The sequence below is a fragment of the Pseudoduganella sp. GW821-FHT12E03 genome, assembly GCF_058807115.1.
Genome location: NZ_JBXAQJ010000006.1, coordinates 91,634 through 111,513 on the forward strand (window position 1 = coordinate 91,634; position 19,880 = coordinate 111,513).

Here is a 19,880-nt window from a genome sequence, read left to right on the forward strand (position 1 = left end):
GACGGCAACTTCCGGTTGACAGGCCTCTGGGCTGCCGAGGTTTACAGCACCGTCGCCAGCGCGCACTGGCGATAGTGATTGGCTGCTTCTTCCGGCTGCTGCAGCGCTTCATGCAGCTGCGCCAGCTTCAGGTGCGATTCGCGCACCATGCGCGGCTCAGAGGCGTCCGACAAAGCCTGTTCCAGGTAGCGCTGCGCCTTTCCCCACAATTTCTGTTTCAGGCACAGCGACCCCAGGGTCAGCGCCAGTTCCGCATCGGTCGGACGCTCCTGCACCCATTTTTCGCAATGCTCGATTTGCGTCAGCAAGGCTTGCGAACCGGCCGGTGCCGCCGCGTCACGGTAGGCGCGGATCACACGCTCGTCCCAGTTCGACGCCAGCGCTTCTTCCGCCACCACGCGCGCCTGGTCATGCAGGCCGCGCTCATTCATGGCGCTGGCCGCGCGGCAGGCAACGAAAGCCTTGGTGCGGTCGTTGGATGGAATGGTGGACCACACCCGCAAGATCGATTCCGCATCGTGCGAACCGTCCGACAGCAAATCCTGGTAAGCCAGTTCACGCAAGCGCGCCGACAATGCCGGGTGCAGCGCCTTGTGCTTGTCCAGCGATTTCACGAGGCGCAGCACTTCGGGCCAGTTCTTGGCTTGCTGCTGCGCTTTCAGCGACCATTGCAGCGCGTGGATGTGGCGGGTGCCGGACGCGTTCAATTCCCGCACGGCTTCCAGCGCCGCTTCCGGCTGATGGTCGTCGACCAGCAATTCCGTGATCGTCATCAGGCGCGCGGTCTTCATCGCGGAATCGGCGGAAATCGTCGCCAGCCAATTGTCGCGGCGCTGGTTCTGGCGCATGCGGTGCGCGGCGCGGGCGCCGATCAGCGCGGCCACACCAGCGTTTTCCGGTAATTCCGAGGCGCGCAGCGCGGCCTTTTCAGCATGGCCGAAACGGCCTTCGAACAGTGCTTTCAGCGCATCGCGCAAGCCCTTGTTGCCGTCGCGTTCACGCTTGCGCTGGCGGTAAGCGGCGACCCGTTCCGGCATTTGCATGGTGCTACGGAAAGCGCCAATGATCAGATACAGGAACCCGAACAGCGCCGCCAGCATCAGCAGGAACAGGTTCAGCGACAGGTCGATACGGTATGGCGGATAAAACAGCACCACATTGCCCGGATTGAAACGGGCTGTCACGGCGATGCCGATGGCCGCGGCCATCAGCGCGAGTAACCAGAGGAATAAGCGCATTTACGGTTTCGCCTTGTAATTGCGGACGGCATTCAGGCTGTCGGCCAATGTCGGCATTTCGATCGCCAGGTTGCTGTTTTGCACCTGGCGCAGCAGCGCCTGGACCGATTGCGTGGTCTTGGCGCGGGTATCGAAATAACGCGTCAGCGCGTCTTGCGCGGCAATCAAGTCGCTGCGGAACGCCGCCTCATTGCGCGACAACAGCGCCATGCGCGCATTGAGCAGGCGCAGTTTCAAGTTTTCGCGCAGGAAGTAGGCCTGGGTCGGCGACAGCATCAGCGCGTCCGGCGTTTCCACGCTGCGCACGCGGATCAGCTGGCGCACGTCGGTCCACATGTCGCTGCTCCACTCATCCCACACGTCGCGCGCCTGCGCCAGCCATGGCGAGCCTTCTTCGGCCGGCGGCGCATCCTTGCCGCCTTTTGCGCCTTTCACGGCCGGTTTGGCGGGCGCTTTGGCTTTCCGGTCCGGCTGTGCCGGCAGGGTCGGCTTTTCATCGGCCAGCATCGGCAGCGTGTCGACTTGCGCCATCACGTTATCGAGGCGCACGGCCAGGCCCACGGTATCGACGCTCGGCAGCGCCTTGAGTTTTTCCGTATCTTTCGCGATCGCGCGGCGGATCGTGATGAATTGCGGCTTGTCCGAGCGGGACAGGCTGCGGTCCGCGTTTTGCAGCGCGATCAGCGCGCCCGGCACGTTGCCGGCCAGTTGCAGCTGCTGGCTGGCGGTGGACAGCACTTGTTCGATTTCCGCCAGCGCCCATTCATCGCGGTTTTTCGATAAATCCTGGTACAGCTGTTCCAGCGCCAGTTGCTGGCTTTGCGCTTCGACCTGCTTGTTTTCCAGCATGCCGACCTTGATCTGCAATTCGCGGGTGCCATCCTGCACGCCGCGCACCACCTTGCCGGTTTCCGTATTGACGATGTCGCCCTGCTGCAAGCGGCGCGCCATTTCTTCGCGCAGCTTGCGCACCTGGTTGTGCGACGACCAGGTTTGCGCCGCCAGCAGCACGCCCAGCGCGACGACGGCAATCACCAGCGGGCGATGCATCTCGTTCTTCGCGGGCGAAGCCGGTGGTGCGGGTGGCGTGGAAGGCGGCGGCGTCACCGGCGCGGCAGCTTGCGGCGCGGAATTGTCCGGGGCCGGCTTGGCAGGTGCGGACTCCGCTGCGGAGTCTGGAATAGTAGGCAAATCGTTCATGGGCGTGATTGTAACGCGGCGAGCAGGCGTTCGTCGCCTGAAGCTGTTAGCGTTATAGAGTGAAATCCCAGCGAAGTTGCTGTTTCGGCAATCCTGGCATGGGGGACGATCAATTCTTGATGTTGCAATTTTGCAACGAGCGCATCGGCATCGGGCAATTGCCGCACCAGCGCCACCAGCCCGCGCAGCGCTTCCGAACTGGTGATCAGCCAGGTGGCGGGCCCCGCCAGCAAGGCTTGCAGGCGCCGCGCCAGCGCGGCGGTCAGCGGCGGCACACCGCGCCGGTAGGCTGCCACCACGGTGACATCGGCGCCGGCCGCGCGGAATGCGTCGCCCATCAGTTCGCGGCCGCTTTCGCCGCGCACGATCAAGACCTTGGCGCCACGCAGCGCCTGTAAATCCATCGCGGCCAATAAATGTTCGGTGTCGCTGTGGGCGCTGTCGGCGGGCATGTGGATGCGCGCGGTGGCGTCGGTGACGCCATGGGCGGCCAACGCCAGCTTGCTGCCCTCCCCGACCACGGCAACGGCCACGCCAGCTGGCCATGCGGGGAGAAAATGAAACGCCGCGTCGATCGCGTTGGGCGACACGAAGGCCACCAGGTCGAAGTCCGCCAGCCGCGCCAGCACGGCTTGCAGGGGCGCCGGGTCCGGCAAAGGGGCGATTTCCAGCAGCGGCAACACTTCCACCGGCAAGCCGAGCGCGCTCACGCGCTCAGCCAGCGGCTGCGCCTGCGCCAGGGGACGGGTGATGACGACGGGACCGGGCATCCGTGCTGCGGCGGGTCCGGGCTCAGGCGCCTGGAGCCTGGTTCGGCGAATTGTCCGCCGCGGCCGCTTCGGCCAGGCACACCGACAGGATATCGACCGCATCTTGCTGGCGCAGCAGTTCCGACACTTGCACGCCCAGGTCTTCCGCCGTGGCGGCCGGTCCGCGCACTTCCGCGCTGGCCTTGCGCTTGCCATCGGGCGTGGCCACCATCGCGCGCAAATGCATGTCGCCATCAACCACCGTGGCGAACGCCGCCAGCGGCACCTGGCAACTGCCGCCAAACACTTTCGACACCTTGCGTTCGGCCGTCACCGCTTGCGCGGTCGGCACGTGGTTCAGCGGCGCCAGGATGGCCATCAAGTCCAGGCCGTCATGACGCTGGGCGATTTCAATCGCCATCGCGCCCTGGCCGGCGGCCGGCAGGCTCGCTTCCGGGTCCAGCAAGGCGCGGATACGCTGCGGCAAGCCCAGGCGTTTCAGGCCCGCCGCCGCCAGGATGATGGCGGCGTAATCGCCTCGGTCCAGTTTGCCCAGGCGGGTATCGAGGTTGCCGCGCAGCGGTTTAATGATGAGGTGCGGATAGCGCGCCGCGATCAGCGACTGGCGGCGCAGGCTGCTGGTGCCGACCACGGCGCCGGCCGGCAAGTCATCCAGCGACGCGTAATCATTGGACACAAACGCATCGCGCGGGTCTTCACGCTCCAGTACCGCGGCCAGCGTAAAGCCTTCCGGCAATTCCATCGGCACATCTTTCAGCGAATGCACGGCCAGGTCGGCCCGCCCTTCGGCCATCGCCACTTCCAGTTCCTTGACAAACAGTCCCTTGCCGCCAACCTTGGACAAGGCGCGGTCCAAAATCTGGTCGCCCCGCGTAGTCATACCGAGGATTTGGATATCACACTGCGGATATAATTCAGATAAGCGAGCGCGCACATGCTCGGCCTGCCACATGGCAAGACGGCTTTCGCGCGAAGCGATGATGAGTTTGGATGGAACCTGTGGAGCCAATTCGGAAGTATTCAAAACCTGATCTTTCGCGATAGGGGTGTTATCACAATCTGCAGACATGCCTGAGACCACAAATTTTAGCATGCGCCATCCATAACAGACCCGGGGCTTATCCAGCTTCGCCCGTTATCCAACATACTTTGCGGCGTATATTATGGTCACACCAGAGAATGCATTGAACGTTTTGGGAAACAACGCGGCGGGCCAGGACAAGGACGCCCCGTTGAAAGAAGACATCCGCCTGCTGGGCCGCCTGCTGGGCGACGTGCTGCGCGAACAGGAAGGCGAGGAAGTATTCTCGGTGGTGGAAACCATCCGGCAAACCGCCGTGCGGTTCCGCCGCGAAGCCGATGCCGGCGCCGCCAAGGAACTGGACGGCATGCTGAAAATCCTCACGCGCGACCAGACGATTTCCGTGGTGCGCGCGTTTTCGTATTTTTCGCACCTGGCCAATATCGCGGAAGACCAGCACCATATCCGCCGCCGCCGCGCGCACTTGCTGGCCGGCTCGAGGCCGCAGCAGGGTTCCGTGTCGTTCGCGCTCGATAAACTGCACAAGGCCGGGGTCGACGAATCGGCCGTGGCGGGCTTCTTCCAGGATGCGCTGATTTCGCCCGTGCTGACAGCGCACCCGACCGAAGTCCAGCGCAAGTCCATCCTCGACGCGGAACATGAAATCGCCCGCCTGCTGGCCGAGCGCGACTTGCCGCTGACGCCGAAAGAGCGCGCCGCCAACATGCACCTGCTGCGCGCCAAGGTCTCGACCCTGTGGCAAACCCGTATGCTGCGCTACACCAAGCTGACGGTGGCCGATGAAATCGAAAACGCGCTGTCGTACTACCGCATCACGTTCCTGCGCGAATTGCCGGCCATGTACGACGATATCGAGACCGACATCGCGCTGCAATACGGCCACGAAGGCACCCCTGCCGCGATCGACGCGCCGTACATGCAGATGGGCAGCTGGATCGGCGGCGACCGCGACGGCAACCCGAACGTCAACGCCGCCACCATGCGCTTTGCACTGGAGCGCCAGGCGTCCACCATCGTCGATTTTTATCTCGATGAATGCCATACCCTGGGGGCGGAACTGTCGATTTCCACCTTGATGGTCCAGTGCACGCCGGCATTGCAGGCGCTGGCCGAGGCCTCGCCCGACCAGACCGACCACCGCGCCGACGAACCGTACCGCCGCGCGCTGATCGGCATTTATGCCCGCCTGGCCGGCACCGCGCGCGCCTTGGGGGCCACCAATATCCTGCGCAAGGAAGTCGGCCACGCGGAACCCTACGCCTGTCCGGCGGAATTCTCCGCCGACTTGCAGGTATTGATTGATTCGCTCAACGCCAACCATGCCGGCGTGATGACCCGGCCGCGCCTGACCACCTTGAAGCGGGCCGCCGATATCTTTGGCTTCCACTTGGCGTCGCTGGACATGCGCCAGTCGTCCGATGTCCACGAACGGGTGCTGGCCGAACTGTTTTCCCGCGCCGGCGTGGTGGCCGATTACGCGGCCATGGACGAAGACGACAAAGTCAAACTGCTGCTGGCGGAACTGGCGCAACCACGCCTGCTGTATTCACCGTACATCGATTATTCGGAACAGACGGTGTCGGAACTGGCGATCCTGTCCGCCGCGCGCGACATCCGCCAGCGCTATGGCGCGCGCGCCATCCGCAACTACATCATTTCGCACACGGAAACCGTGTCGGACTTGCTGGAAGTGCTGGTGCTGCAACAGGAAAGCGGCTTGCTGCGCCGGACCCGCGATGGCGCGGCGCACCTGGACCTGATGGTGATCCCGCTGTTTGAAACCATCCCCGACTTGCAGCGCGCGGCCGGCATCATGGAAAACCTGATGGCGATCCCGCTGGTGCGCCAGCTGATTGCACAGCAAGGCGAACAGCAGGAAGTCATGCTGGGCTATTCTGATTCCAACAAGGATGGCGGTTTCCTGACCTCGAACTGGGAACTGTACAAGGCCGAAGTGGGGCTGGTGGACGTGTTTGCCCAGGCCGGCGTCAAACTGCGGCTGTTCCATGGCCGTGGCGGCACGGTCGGCCGTGGCGGCGGCCCGTCGTATGAAGCGATCCTGGCGCAGCCGAAGGGTACTGTTAACGGCCAGATCCGCCTGACGGAACAGGGCGAAATCATCGCGTCGAAATTCTCCAATGCGGAAATCGGCCGGCGCAACCTGGAGTTGCTGGTGGCCGCCACCCTGGAAGCAAGCCTGCTGCCACCGCCGACCGATGCGGCGCAAACCACGCAGCTGGCGGGCTTCGAAGCCGTGATGGCGGACATTTCCGACCGCGCTTACCGCGCCTATCGCGACCTCGTGTACGAAACCCCGGGCTTCACGGATTACTTCTTTGCCGCCACGCCGATCGCGGAAATCGCGGAATTGAACCTCGGTTCGCGTCCCGCGTCGCGCAAGGCCACGCGCCGGATTGAGGATTTACGGGCGATTCCGTGGGGCTTTTCGTGGGGCCAGTGCCGTTTGCTGTTACCGGGCTGGTATGGCTTTGGCAGCGCGATCGGCGGCTGGGTGCGGGAGAGTGGCAATGAGGGCGACCGGGATGAGCGTTTGAATCAGTTGCGGGACATGTACCAGCACTGGCCATTCTTCGCCACCCTGCTGTCGAACATGGACATGGTGCTGGCCAAGACCGACCTCGCCATCGCTTCGCGCTATGCGCAGCTGGTGCAGGACGACGAACTGCGCACCCGCATCTTCAAGCGCATCACACAGGAACATGCGGACACCTTGGCGTGCCTGCAGGCGATCACCGGCAACACCGACCGCCTGGCCGGCAACCCGCTGCTGGCCCGCTCGATCCAGAACCGCTTCGCTTACCTCGATCCGCTCAACCACTTGCAGGTCGAGCTGATCAAGCGCCACCGTTCCGTGGCGCATGAACCGGGCAAGGTCGATGCGCGGGTGCACCGGGGCATCCATTTGTCGATCAACGGCGTGGCGGCCGGGTTGCGCAACACGGGGTAACCAGCCGCAGCGGTCTACCCCATGTACAAGCCGCCGTTGGCATCGATGGTGGCGCCGGTAATATAGGCGCTGCCATCGGCCACCAGGAAGGCCACCACCCGGGCAATGTCTTCCGGCGTGCCGAGCCGCCCGGCGGGAATGCCGGCGACGATGGTCTGCAGCACATCGGCCGGCACCGCCGCCACCATGGCGGTATCACAATAACCCGGGGCGACGGCGTTGACCGTGATGTTCTTGCGCGCGTTTTCCAGCGCCAGCGCGCGCGTAAAGCCCAGCACGCCCGCTTTCGCGGCAGCATAGTTGCACTGGCCGGCCTGGCCACGCTCGCCATTGACGGAACTGATGTTGACGATGCGGCCAAAGCCCCGTTCGCGCATGCCGTTGATGACCTGGCGCGACATGTTGAACAGGCTGCCCAGGTTGGTCAGCAATACCGTGTTCCATTGGTCAGGCGTCATCTTGTGCAACGCGGCGTCGCGGGTCACCCCGGCATTGTTCACCAGCACGTCCACTGGTCCCAGTTCTTTCTCCACCGCCGCCACACCTTCCACACAGGCTTGCCAGTCCGCCACGTCCCACTGAAACACGGCCACGCCATGTTCTGCCGCAAACGCTTGCGCCGCCTCCGCATCCTTGTGATACACCGCCGCCACGCGATACCCGGCATCGCGCAGGGCCAGGCTGATTGCCCCGCCCAGCCCCCGGGTTCCACCTGTGACCAAAGCTGTCCTTGCCATATGCCCTCCCTGGCGATTCCACCGCCGCAAGATTGTCATGACTACACGCCGTCCCAGCATGCACCCAAGCCCGGGACTGCGCAACGGCGGGTTATTTTGTTCGTTGCTTTCCTGACACAAGTTGTGCCTGGTATTCAACCGTTCCCAGCCGCCCTCCCCCACCCGGTCTGTCCCGCAATAAACGCCATGATCCGCTGGGAAGCGGCGGCAGCCTGCGGCAACAGCGGGATCGCCTGGAACACGTGCGGCATGTGTTCCCAGATTTCCAGCTGCACCGGCACACCGGCCGCATGGGCCCGCTCGGCCACCCGCACGCTGTCGTCGCGCAGCATTTCGATGCCGCCGGCCTGGATCAGCATCGGCGGCAAGCCCGCGAAGTCGGCGAACAGCGGCGACACCGAGGGGTCGAAATAACTTTCCGGCTGCACGTACAGGCTGCGGATCGTCATCATGCCTTCGATGGTAAACATCGGGTCGCAGTGCGCGTTGTAGCGCATGCTGGCGCCGCTCAGGGTCGCATCGACGAACGGCGACAGCAGCACGGCGCAACGCGGCATTGGCTCGCCTGCCGCCTTGATCCGGTGCAGGGTCGCCAGCGCCAGGTTGCCGCCCGCCGAGTCGCCTGCGATGACGATGTCGTCGGCGCGGTACCCCTGCGCCAGCAGCCAGCGGTACGCCGCGTGGCAATCGTCCGGGGCCGCCGGGAACGGGTGTTCCGGCGCCAGGCGGTATTGCACCATCAGCGCCCGCGCGCCCAGCTGGCGGCACCAGTTGCCCACCAGCGCGCCATGCGAATGGGGGAAGCGGAACATGAACGCGCCGCCGTGCAGGTACAGTAGCACGCGCCGCGGCTGGTTGCCGGGGCTTTCCAGCCATTCGGCCGGGACCCCGTTGCAATCGACGCGAGTGCGGTGCACCCCTTCCGGTAGGCGATTCACGCGCGCATCGATTTTCAGCTGGCGCGCACGCAAGAGCGGCACATCCGGGTCCAGTTTGATCATGTTCTTGCCGACCAGGCGCATGACCAGGTGCAGCCAGAAACGCCGCCAGCGCCCACCGTGGTGGGCAATGGCGCGCGTATAGGGCGTGACCGCTTGCAGTTCAGCAGCCGACCGCATCATGCCGCCTCGGTTGCTGGTTCAGCCACCTCGGCTTGCAACGGCGCTTCCGGCGCCTTGCTTGCCTTGGCAGCCTTCGGCCTGGCGCCAGTGGTAACGCCGCGCTTGCGCGGTGGCGCTTTCGCCTTGGCATCCGTAGCAGCCACAGCATCCTCCGCGCGCATGGCCTTGCCTGCGGATTTACGCACAGCCCCGCTGCGGGCTTGGGCGACCACCACTGCGGCGGCCTCGTCCGCCCGCACCGCACGCGGTTTGCGCAGCACCGCCGTTTTCTCCGCCACCGGCGCTGGCGCCGGTGCGGCGGCTGCCGCCTTCAATTCATCAAAGCTGGCGCGCAGGCAATCCGCATAGAATGCGGGATCCGGCATCATGTTGCGGCACGACACCGCGCACAGCCACATGTAACCGTTATAGCTGAAGCACGTATGGTTCAGCCCCACGCCATTGATCGCCACCGACACCGGATAGAAATGCACCAGTTGCGCACCCGAGATGTACCACGGACTATCGGGCCCCCGCACATTCGATACGGTGGTGTTAAATTGCGGCAGCACCGCGTGGCGCATGAAGATATCGGTGACGTAGTTCGGCAGCGACTCAAATACGTTTTGCAGGAAATCGCGGCCCAGCGTATCGAGGCCGTCCTGTACCTGGCGCACGCCGCCATACACGGCTTCCAGGCGCGCCAAGGGGGCGGCAATGTCCGAGCGCACCGGCACGCTGGCGCCGCCGACGTCGTTGCCGCCGGCCGCCTTGCGCCCTTCCGTACGCAGGCTGATCGGCATCAGCGCCTGCATGGTCTCTTCCGGCAATTCATTCTTGCTTTGCAGGTAGCGCCGCATCGCGCCACCGACGATGGTCAGGAAAATATCATTGATGGTGGAACCCGGCACGCGCGCGCGGATCGCCTTCATGTCTTCCAGGGGGAATTGCACCGCTTCCACCACGCGGTTGGCGGAAATCAGGCCATTGAAACGGGTGACCGGCGCCTTGATAAATTCCGGCATCGGCAACGGTTCGCGCAGGGCGCCCACGCGGCTCAGCGCAATGTCACTGACTTTACGGCCCAGGCCCAGGGTAAATTTCGCCAGCTTGGCGGCGCGCGACACCACATGGGGCACGGCGCGGCTGTACATTTCAATCGCATTCGGTTCACGGTCGCGCATGATGACGTTCGACACGTCGCGCGCTTCCTTCATCGGGCTGTTCGAATGCAGCGCACCGAGCACCTTGCCGGCGGTCTGGCCGTCCACGGACGCGTGGTGCAGCTTGATGAACAGCGCGAACGAACCCGGCGGCAATCCGGGGATATTATCCAGTCCTTCGATCACATAGGCTTCCCACAGCGGCCGCGAACGGTCCAGCGGGCGCGAATGCAGGCGCGCCACCTGGATCATCAGCTGGCGCCAGTCCCCCGGCTGCGGCAGCGCGATGTGACGCACGTGGTACTCGATATCGATGTCGCCATTCTCGATCCAGTACGGACGGTCGAGCGACAGCGGTACCGTCACCAGCGTGCGGCGGAACAGTTTATGGACATCCAGGCGGCTGCGGAAGTGCGCCAGGATATCCTTGAATCGGACCTTGCCGCCGGGTGCGGTCGATGGGTCGTAAATTCCCAGCGCGGCGACATGGTTATAGTTGTTTCCCTTCTCCTGGTATAAAAACAGGCTGTCGGTGCCGGACAGTTGTTCCATTTTTTGTTATTTCCTTCTTCGTCATGGTAGTAAAGGCACCCCAAAACGGCATCGTGCAGACGTAAAAAGGCCGCAGCTGTCCACGGCGCCCGATCAGGTGATCGATCAGGCGCCGATGTGGGCAGCCGCGGCCGGCTGTGGTGCTTACGTGTGTATGTCTACCGTCAGTGGTGCGCGCCACCCTCCTCGCGGATCGCCCTGACTTGCGCTTCGGTGACTTTGGCGGATTGACCGCCCCAGCCGCCGCGCAGGAAGTTGACGAGGTCCGTCACTTCCTTGTCACTGAGTTTGCCCGCGAAGCCGGGCATTTCCTGCATCGATTCCTGCTCACCGAAATGCTGGGCTTTGATGCCGTCCAGCGTTACAGCGATCAGGTTATGCGGGTCGGTATTGCGCACGGACGTGTTGCCCTTCATGGCAACCGCCACGTGCGGCTTGCCGCCGCCGTCCAGGCTGTGACAGCCTGCACAGACAGCGATATAAGTGCGCTTGCCGGCGTCGATGTCGGCCCCCGTCAGCGCCACCGGTTTCAGCGCTTGCGGCGGCAGCGGCTTGTCGCCGAACAGGTAGGTCGTCATCGCTTTCAAATCTTCCGGCTTCATGTGCTGGGTGCTCATGTGCACCACTTCGAACATTTCCCCGGTGGCGGAGCCTTGCGGCGCCACACCCGTCGCCAGGAAGGTTTGCATGTCTTGCGGCGCCCAGCCGGCGGCGGACAGGCCGGCCGGCGTGATGTCGGTGGCGCCAATGCGCGCCATGCGGTTGCCCGTCAAGGTGCGCGACAAATCCATCTGGCCCAGCGCGCCGCGCGGCGTATGGCATTCCGCGCAGTGGCCCAGCGTGTTGGTGAGATACTGGCCGCGCTTCCATTCGGCGGAAGAGCCGGTGGACGCGTCGCTCAATTTATCCTGCAAGAACATCATGTTCCAGATGCCCATGCCAAAGCGCATGTTGTACGGGAACTTCAAGTCCGGTTCCTTGTTCGCCACCGCCGCCGGCTTCAATTGCATGAAGTAGGCGTACAGCGCGTCGGAATCTTCACGGCTCAAGCCACGGTACGACGTGTACGGCATGGCCGGATACAGCGTCTTGCCGGGCGCCTTGCCGTCATGCAGGGCTTTATAGAAATCGTCACGGCTCCAGGTGCCGATGCCATGGTCCTTGTCCGGCGTGATATTGGTGCCGTAGAACTTGCCGTACGGGGACGACAGCTCGACGCCGCCCGCATAGGTCGAGCCCGATGGCGCCGTGTGGCACGCCGCGCAATCGCCAGCCTTGGCCAGGTAGCGGCCACGCTCGACCATTTCCTTGTTGTTGGCGGCGGGTGCCGAAGCCCCTTCGCCTTTGCCGCCGCAACCGGACAGCAACAGCATGGCGGCGCCGGCAACCGCGCTCAACGCGGTGGCCAGGTAAGAAGGCTTCATCATTTGGCCTCCTTGACCAGCCCCGGCGTCGACAGCACGACTTCCTTGACCGCTTCGTAATAGCGCACATAGCCGGTGCAGCGGCAGATGTGGTGGTTCAGCGCCTTGGTGATGGTGTCTTCGACCTGGTCTTTCGCGATCGGCGCTTTTTTCAAGCGTTCGATCAAGACCGTGGCCGCCGTCACGAAGCCCGGCGTGCAATAGCCGCACTGGAAGCTGAAATGCTCCATGAACTTTTGCTGGATGCTCGATACGCCGGTGACTTCGCCTTTTTCATTGCGCTGCGCATGGCCTTCGACCGTGCGGATTTTCTTGCCTTCGAAGTAGTGTGCGCCCGTGACGCAGGTGCGCACTTCTTCGCTGGTGCCATCCGGCTTGTCCAGGATGACGGTGCACGCATGGCAGACGCCCTGGCCGCAGCCCAGGCGCGAACCCGTCAAGTCGCAGTATTCGTGCAGGAAGTCCACCATCATCAGCCCTTCCGGGGCGGGGGTCGGGCCGACGGACTTGCCGTTGATATGTAAGGTAATGGGTTTGGTCACGATGCTCATGCCAGCACCTCCTGGATACGTTGCGGGGTAACAGGCAAATCGGTGAACCGATGGCCGATGGCGTGGGCGATGCCGTTGACGATGGCGCCAACGACAGGGATCATCACGACTTCAGCAATGCCCTTCGGGGGATCGGTGTCCGACAGCGCGGGCAGGATATCGGCGGTCTGCTTCCAGACCGCGACATCGGTTCCGCGCGGCAAGTGGTAACGGTTGAAGTTCCACGTGCCATTGCCGGGTCCGTCCTCGTACAACGGGAGGTATTCATGCAGGGCGTGGCCTATGCCCATCGCCAGGCCGCCCTGCAACTGGCTCGAGACCAGTTGTGGCGACAGCATGTTGCCGCACTCCATGATGGAGTGGTGGCTGAGCAGCTCGACCTTGCCGCTGCCTTCGCTGATTGCCAGCTCCACCAGGGTGCCGACAGCACTGTAATACGTGACCATCGCGCCGTTACGCTGCACCGGCGGGATGTAGACTTTCTTGCGGTTCAAGACGTGGTAGCCGCCCTTGGTGTTGGACTGCGCCTTTTTCGAGGCGGCAGCGCCATCACCATAGCGCACCGACAAGGCGTCGATCGGCAGGCGGGTGTTCGCGCCATTGATTTCCCAGTCCGCTTCGGTCCATGCCCAGCGGTTGAACGCGTGCACGGAAGCGCCGGTCACCAGGCCCAGTTCATGCGCCTTTTTCACCACGGTTTCATACGGCAGCGCTTCCAGGCCATTGGCCGTCAGCTTGCCATCGACCCAGCGCGCATCTTCCACGCGGATCGTGACCGACGCCGCCTGGCCGCCCATGTAGCCGGCGCTCCAGATCGCCATGGCCGCCGGCCACAGGCCGTGCATGAAGACCACGCGGGCCGCTTCGCGCGTGGTGTGGGTGTAATAGAAGGCCGAGTTGGTGGCCGACGCCGGCGAGCAATAGGCATTCGACCAGCGCGGATTCGCGCTGAGCTTGTCCTGCTCGGCCTGGCTCATGATGTACGGGTTGCCGCTGGTTTCCACCGGCAAATCAGTCCAGTCGGTGACCGCCGTGAGGATTTCACCGGCCGGATAATGCAGCCACTTGGCCACCGCCACCGCTTGCGAGGTGGACATGCCGGTGCCGATTTCCGTGCCGCTGTGCCACAGGCGGATCTTGCCCTCGGCATCGATCTCGACGCGGGCAAACGAGCTTTCCGCACCGGTGCCGAAGTCTTTCTGGCAGCAGGCAAAGCCGACGCCATAACGCTTGCCCGGGTTGGCCGCTTCAAACGCGGCCTTTTTCTTGGCGCGCTCCAGCCACAGCGGATGCGCCTTGGCCTTCGTTAAAACTTCATCGACCCGCACGGCGCCGGCAGGGATCGCGCCCTGGGTGTTTTTCATGCCGCTCTTCAGCGCATTTTTCAGCCGGAATTCGATCGGGTCCAACTTCAGCTGTTCGGCGAATTCGTCGACCATCATTTCCGTCGCCGCCATGGCCTGCAAGGTGCCATAACCACGAGCCGAGCCGGCATCGACCGCGCGCGACGCGATGGCCACGGCGGCGAAGTCATTCTTCGGCAGGTAGTAAATCGACTGGGCCGCCGTCGCCGCCACCATCGCCACCGATGGCGAGAAGTTGCAGCGGCCGCCGCCGTTCGCTTCCAGGTAACCGGCGAACGATTGCATCAAACCGGTCTTGCGGTCGACCGCGATGCGGTAATCCATCTTGAACGCGTGGCGTTTAATGGAGGTCTGGAATTGCTCGTAGCGGTCGTTCGCCAGGCGCACCGGCTTGCCGTTGCTGTACAGCGCCGTCACCAGGCCATAGAACGGGAAGTTGTAGTGGTCCTTGGAGCCATAGCCCACCGTGTAGCACGGGTGGACGAACAGCTGCTTGACCGGGAATTTGGTGGCCTTCTTGAACATTTCCAGCACGCCCTCGATGACTTCCTGCGGGCCCTGGGTCGCCACCACCATGTGCAGCGCCTGTTTGTCGGCGTCGTACCAGCAGTTGGCGTTGTCCGGCTCCAGCGCGGCGGTATCGACCGATTGCGTGTTGTAGGTGCGCTCCAGCACCAGCCAGTCGGCCGGCGGATTGTCCAGTTCGGACTTGATCTGGTTGGCGAAATACATGCCCTGCTCGCCCAGTTTGCCGTGCTCGATCCCGTCCGGCCAGACCGGCTGCTGCTTGCGCATCGCGCTCGGGAACACCGGCGCGTTCTTCAGGCTGGAGAACTTGTCGTCGTCATCGGAGGTGGCGCCGCCCACGCGCACGAAGCGGAACGTGCCCCACGGGTCACGCTCGAGCAGCGGCACGGCGTCGCCGTACTGGATGACGGATTCCTGGAATTGCAGCCTGTCTTTGGCAAAGCGGTAACGGGCGAAATCGTCGTAAATCAGGATCGCCACCGCGTGGCCCAGGTAATGCGCGCCTTTTCCTTCCGGCAGCAGCATGTCGGTGCCATAGAAGCCCGGGAATTCCACGCCGTCACGCGCCAGGTCGGCGGCTGTGACGAGACGGTCCGGTTTCAGGTCCTCGCCCAGCAGCGACAGGTCCAGCCCCGCATACGCGCGGTCCGTACGCGTGGTGCGCAGGATAAAGGCGTGCGACTGCTGTTGCGGCCAATGCGGCATGTCCTTGGCGCGGATGTCGCGCGCGAATACCTTCGCGCCCGTGACCTTGGCCAGGGCATCGATACGCACTTTCGCCGTGGCGCTCTTGGGATCCCAGGCGACCGGCGTCAGTATCTTTTCTTCAAACAGGGCGGCAAACGCCTTGCCCCCAAGCGGGGCGACGTAGACCGCCACACCCGCAACCATTCCCGCCTTCAGGAAATTGCGGCGTGAAAGTTCGACCTTCATTGTTAAATACTCCCATTTTCGAAAACGGACTCCCTGGTGGTACCGGATGCACGGGATGTACAAAGTGGGGCGATCAACTGGCGGGGCTCTAACCATCGTCCCCCCATCATTTACCGCTGTCAAGAAAGTCCGGGCGGCACTGTCTCATTGCCGCAGCGCTATGAACAGGACCCTCCATACGTGGTCACTACATATTTCTATATGTCACTTGTGGAACGATCTGTGCTATACATATGCATGCCAAAAGAATAAAAGTCCGGGTACAATCAACTCCCCATGACCAATGTCCCGACCCTCCTTTTCGTCACAGTTTGCGCGGCGCTCGCGATCCTGTGGCGCCGTGCCGCCCGAGCGGCATTTAACAATGCCCGTCAACTGGAACTAGCCCGCCGCGAAGCGGCGGTATTGCGCGGCGACCTGGACATATCCCGCGCCAAACTGGCCGACCTCACCCGCAGCGAAGACCACCTGCAACGCGTCGTCTCGCTGCTGCCGGTGGCGCTGTTCCAGAAAGACCCGGATTCGCGCATCATCATGATGAATGAAGCGTGCGAACACATCTTCGGCGTGGATTTCGCCAAACTGTCCGGCACCCGGGGCAGCGCGCATTACCCGGCCGACCAGATGGAAGGCTTTTTGGCGGCCGACCGCGCCGCGTTCGCGTCCGGCGAGCTGCGGGTGGAAGAAGAATGGGTGTGGCATGAGGGCAAGCAGGAAGACCGCCGGGTGCAAACCTACAAGCGTGCCGTCTACGACAGCGATGGCAAACCTGCGGTACTGATCGGCATGTGCATCGACGTCACGGAGCGCATGCGCGCCGACCTGGCGCTGCAGGATTCACTGCGGCAGTTGCGCCAGCTGTCCGATCACAAGGAAAACACGCGCGAAGAAGAACGCCGCCGCCTGGCCCGCTACGCGCACGATGCGCTGGGCCAGAACCTGATGGCGCTGAAACTGGACGCGGACATGCTGCACACGCGCACCGCGCACAACCACCCGCGCCTGCACAGCCAGGCCGGCAGCGCGCTGACCGCGCTGGACGAATCGATCCATGCCGTGCGCACGCTGATCAATGAACTGCATCCCAGCACGCTGGAACTGGGCTTGCCGGCCGCGGTGGACTGGCTGCTCAAGCAAATGGAGCGCCATGGCGCCGTCCACTGCCAGTTGCACCTGTTGCACGATGGCGGGCCGGACATCCTGCCGCCACGCGAGACCTGGGCCGTGTTCCGCATGATCCAGGTGGCGCTGGCCAATATCGACGCCAACGCCCATGCCACGCGGGTGGACGTGACCCTGGACCTGGGCCCCGATGCCGTGCTGGTGGTGGTCGGCGACAATGGCGTCGGCCTGACGCCCAACAGCGGCGAACCGTTCGGCATGCTGGCCTTGCGCGAGCGCGTCAGCGCGTTTGGCGGCGTGATCGTGGCCAGCAACATGCCGGGCAAAGGCACCACGCTGACGATCCGCCTGCCCGGCATGCAAAAACGGGAAGCCGCAGCTTCCCGTTTCAATGAATCCTGTGATGCCTGAACGCCCTCATGCGCCGCCTGGCGGCGCATGAGGGTCAGAACCGTTAGTTCTGCGTCAGGAACGTTTTCAGCTTGTCCGAACGCGATGGCTGGCGCAGTTTGCTCATGGCCTTCGCTTCGATCTGGCGGATCCGTTCGCGGGTCACGTCGAACTGCTTGCCCACTTCTTCCAGCGTGTGGTCGTTCGACATTTCCACGCCATAGCGCATGCGCAGCACCTTCGCTTCGCGCGGCGTCAGCGAATCCAGCACTTCCTTGATCACGTTGCGCATCGATGCGTGCATCGCGGCGTCCAGCGGGGCCAGGGTGGTGTTGTCTTCGATGAAGTCGCCCAACTGGGAATCGCCATCCTCGCCCATCGGCGTCTCCATGGAGATCGGCTCTTTGGCGATCTTCATGATTTCGCGGACTTTGTTTTCCGGCATTTCCATCTTGACGGCCAGGGTCGCCAGGTCCGGCTCGCTGCCGGTTTCCTGCATGATCTGGCGCGAGATGCGGTTCATCTTGTTGATGGTCTCGATCATGTGCACCGGCACGCGGATGGTGCGGGCCATGTCGGCGATGGAACGCGTAATCGCCTGGCGGATCCACCACGTCGCATAGGTCGAGAACTTGTAACCACGGCGGTATTCAAACTTGTCCACCGCCTTCAGCAGACCGATATTGCCTTCCTGGATCAGGTCCAGGAATTGCAGGCCACGGTTGATGTACTTCTTCGCGATGGAAATCACCAGGCGCAAGTTGGCCACGGTCATTTCACGCTTGGCGGTACGGGCGCGCTTTTCACCGGCGGCCATCTGCTTGTTAATCTTGCGCAAGTCGGCCAGCGGCAGCGCCACGCGCGCCTGCAGGTCGATCATCTTCGATTGCAGTTCCTTCACGGCCGGCACGTTACGGCCCAGCACCGCGCTGTACGGGTAACCAGCGTTGACTTCACCATCGACCCAGTCCAGGTCGCACTCGCTGCCCGGGAAGACCTTGATGAAGTGGGCGCGCGGCATGCCGCAACGGTTGACGCACAGTTCCAGCACGGCGCGCTCGATCGAACGCACTTGCTCCATCTGGCCACGCAAGGTGTCGCACAGCTTTTCCGTGACTTTGGCCGTGAAGCGGATGCCCAGCAATTCAGCGGAAATCGTTTCCTGCGCTTTCACATAGGCCGGCGAACCATAGCCGCCCGCCGCCTTGCGCATTTTTTCGAATTGCTGCTCGATCAGCTCAAACTTTTCCAGCGCACCTTTTTTCAGCTGCGCCAGTTGTTCGGCCGAATAACCGGCCGCGCCGCCGGCGGCGCCTTCGCCTTCTTCCTCTTCCTCGACTTCTTCTTCGTCGTCGTCATCGTCCGAGCTTGACGCCGCAGGGGCTGGAGTATTGCTCAACTCGTTCATATCGACGAAACCGTCCACCACGTCGTCGACTTTCATTTCATCGGATTCGATCTTCTTGGCCAGCGCGATGATTTCCGCGATGGTGGTCGGGCAGGCGGAGATCGCCTGGATCATGTCCTTCAGGCCTTCTTCGATGCGCTTGGCGATTTCAATTTCGCCTTCGCGCGTCAGCAGCGCCACGGCGCCCATTTCACGCATATACATGCGGACCGGGTCGGTGGTGCGGCCGAAGTCGGAATCCACGGTCGACAGCGCGGTGGCGGCGGCGGCCTCCACTTCATCGTCGGACGCCGCGGCGACCACGCCATCCGTCAGCAGCAGGCTTTCCTGGTCCGGCGCGCGCTCGTAGACCGCGATACCCATGTCGTTCAGGGTCGCGATGATGCCTTCGATGGCTTCCGGATCAATGATGTTTTCCGGCAGGTGGTCATTGATCTCGGCGTAAGTCAGGTAGCCGCGGTCCTTGCCCAGGTTGATCAGGTTCTTGAACTGCGTGCGGCGTTTTTCCAGTTCTTCCGCCGATGCGCCGGCCGAGCTCAGTGCGTCCAGGCCCTTGGCCTTGCGCTCGCGCGCCTTCGACGCGGCCTTCAGTTCGGCGCGTTCGACGGCGTTCAGCGCCGCCACTTCATCGTTTTCCGGCGTGAATTCGCTTGGCTTGCGGCCACGGCGGCCCGGCACTTTCACGCCCGGCAGCTGGTAGCCGGAAGTGTCGATCGAGGCCAGCACGGCGGCATCGGTGGTCTGGCTGACGGCCGGCGCGGCGCCGGCCGGGATGATGGTCACCGGGGCCGGTTCGGCCTTGGCACGGACTGCACGGGTTTTCGGCGCAGGCTTGACGGCATCGCCGCCCGGCGCAGCCAGCGACACGGCGGTCGCCGCGCCGGACTTGCGGGCCAGTTTCACAACAGGGACTTCGACAGACGTTTCCGCTACCGTCGCCACGCCTTCCGCCATGGCCGGCACCGCGTTCATGGCTTCCGGCGCAACACCCGCAGGCGCCGCGTCAGCAGCGGCCACAGCCGCCAGGCGCGAACGGGTTTTCTTTACGACGGTAACTTTGCCGGCAGCCTCTTGCGCATTGTCGATGACATAAGATAAAGTGGTCTTAGGTACAGCCAGTTGCACCGTCGTGGAACGTGGGGCTTTGGCAGACAACGTGAGGGTTTTCGGCGTTTTCGTCATTCAAATATCTCTCAATGCGAGATCATGCCGACCGGTCCGGTTCCAGACCGTCAGCACGCAACATCTCGTCGGAAATTGAAAAAAGCCCGTTGCATTCACTATGTACGGGCTTGCTTTATCTACTATGCAAGGCGGGAATGGCTTGCTAACTGCTGCAAGTCCTGCCACCGCAGCCAATTTTGTTTGGCAAGTCGATTATTATAACAGT

13 protein-coding genes are annotated in these 19,880 nt (G+C 63.3%); 2 read left to right on the top strand and 11 right to left on the bottom strand.

The features are described from left to right. Window positions 1-41 precede the first annotated feature (41 nt). The 4 genes from AC1RRC_RS16485 to hemC are packed head-to-tail and all read right to left on the bottom strand — an operon-like array spanning window position 42 to window position 4,277. A complete protein-coding gene (locus AC1RRC_RS16485; RefSeq protein WP_493056597.1) occupies window positions 42-1,238 on the bottom strand; it encodes a heme biosynthesis protein HemY in 1,197 nt (398 codons plus the stop codon). Continuing rightward, a complete protein-coding gene (locus AC1RRC_RS16490; RefSeq protein WP_493056598.1) occupies window positions 1,239-2,438 on the bottom strand; it encodes a uroporphyrinogen-III C-methyltransferase in 1,200 nt (399 codons plus the stop codon). Further along, the gene (locus AC1RRC_RS16495; RefSeq protein WP_493056599.1) at window positions 2,435-3,208 is read right to left on the bottom strand and encodes a uroporphyrinogen-III synthase; all 774 of its coding nucleotides are present in this window, start codon (window positions 3,206-3,208) and stop codon (window positions 2,435-2,437) included. The genes AC1RRC_RS16490 and AC1RRC_RS16495 overlap by 4 nt, the downstream gene beginning before the upstream one ends. A 22-nt stretch (window positions 3,209-3,230) precedes the next feature. Next, window positions 3,231-4,277 carry a hydroxymethylbilane synthase gene (gene hemC, locus AC1RRC_RS16500; protein ID WP_493056600.1) on the bottom strand — a complete coding sequence of 349 codons (1,047 nt, stop codon included), beginning with the start codon at window positions 4,275-4,277 and terminating at the stop codon, window positions 3,231-3,233. A 94-nt stretch (window positions 4,278-4,371) separates the two neighbouring features. Here hemC and ppc point away from each other — a divergent pair, with 94 nt between their 5' ends. After that, complete coding sequence (gene ppc / locus AC1RRC_RS16505) at window positions 4,372-7,218, top strand: phosphoenolpyruvate carboxylase (protein WP_493056601.1); 2,847 nt, start codon at window positions 4,372-4,374, stop codon at window positions 7,216-7,218. A gap of 14 nt (window positions 7,219-7,232) precedes the next feature. On the opposite strand, the gene phbB is transcribed toward ppc, so the two are convergent. From phbB to AC1RRC_RS16535, 6 genes are all read right to left on the bottom strand, one after another. Then, window positions 7,233-7,955, bottom strand: a complete 723-nt coding sequence (gene phbB / locus AC1RRC_RS16510) for an acetoacetyl-CoA reductase (protein WP_493056602.1) — start codon at window positions 7,953-7,955, stop codon at window positions 7,233-7,235. Between the two features lie 134 nt (window positions 7,956-8,089). After that, a complete protein-coding gene (locus AC1RRC_RS16515) occupies window positions 8,090-9,076 on the bottom strand; it encodes an alpha/beta hydrolase (protein WP_493056603.1) in 987 nt (328 codons plus the stop codon). Further along, window positions 9,073-10,770: a wax ester/triacylglycerol synthase family O-acyltransferase gene (locus AC1RRC_RS16520; protein ID WP_493056604.1), complete on the bottom strand. Its 1,698-nt coding sequence runs from the start codon at window positions 10,768-10,770 to the stop codon at window positions 9,073-9,075. Before AC1RRC_RS16520 ends, AC1RRC_RS16515 begins: the two co-directional genes overlap by 4 nt. A gap of 164 nt (window positions 10,771-10,934) precedes the next feature. Continuing rightward, window positions 10,935-12,197, bottom strand: a complete 1,263-nt coding sequence (locus tag AC1RRC_RS16525) for a c-type cytochrome (RefSeq protein WP_493056605.1) — start codon at window positions 12,195-12,197, stop codon at window positions 10,935-10,937. Next, window positions 12,194-12,745 (bottom strand): (2Fe-2S)-binding protein, encoded by a 552-nt coding sequence (locus tag AC1RRC_RS16530; RefSeq protein ID WP_493056606.1) that lies wholly within the window; start codon window positions 12,743-12,745, stop codon window positions 12,194-12,196. The genes AC1RRC_RS16525 and AC1RRC_RS16530 overlap by 4 nt, the downstream gene beginning before the upstream one ends. Then, window positions 12,742-15,570, bottom strand: coding sequence for a xanthine dehydrogenase family protein molybdopterin-binding subunit (locus tag AC1RRC_RS16535; RefSeq protein ID WP_493056607.1), 2,829 nt, complete (start codon window positions 15,568-15,570; stop codon window positions 12,742-12,744). The genes AC1RRC_RS16530 and AC1RRC_RS16535 overlap by 4 nt, the downstream gene beginning before the upstream one ends. Before the next feature lie 276 nt (window positions 15,571-15,846). Between AC1RRC_RS16535 and AC1RRC_RS16540 the strand changes: the two genes are divergently transcribed. Beyond that, window positions 15,847-17,103, top strand: a complete 1,257-nt coding sequence (locus tag AC1RRC_RS16540; protein ID WP_493056608.1) for a PAS domain-containing sensor histidine kinase — start codon at window positions 15,847-15,849, stop codon at window positions 17,101-17,103. 43 nt (window positions 17,104-17,146) lie between these two features. Here AC1RRC_RS16540 and rpoD read toward each other — a convergent pair whose 3' ends face one another. Beyond that, complete coding sequence (rpoD, locus tag AC1RRC_RS16545) at window positions 17,147-19,672, bottom strand: RNA polymerase sigma factor RpoD (RefSeq protein WP_493056609.1); 2,526 nt, start codon at window positions 19,670-19,672, stop codon at window positions 17,147-17,149. Window positions 19,673-19,880 lie beyond the last annotated feature (208 nt).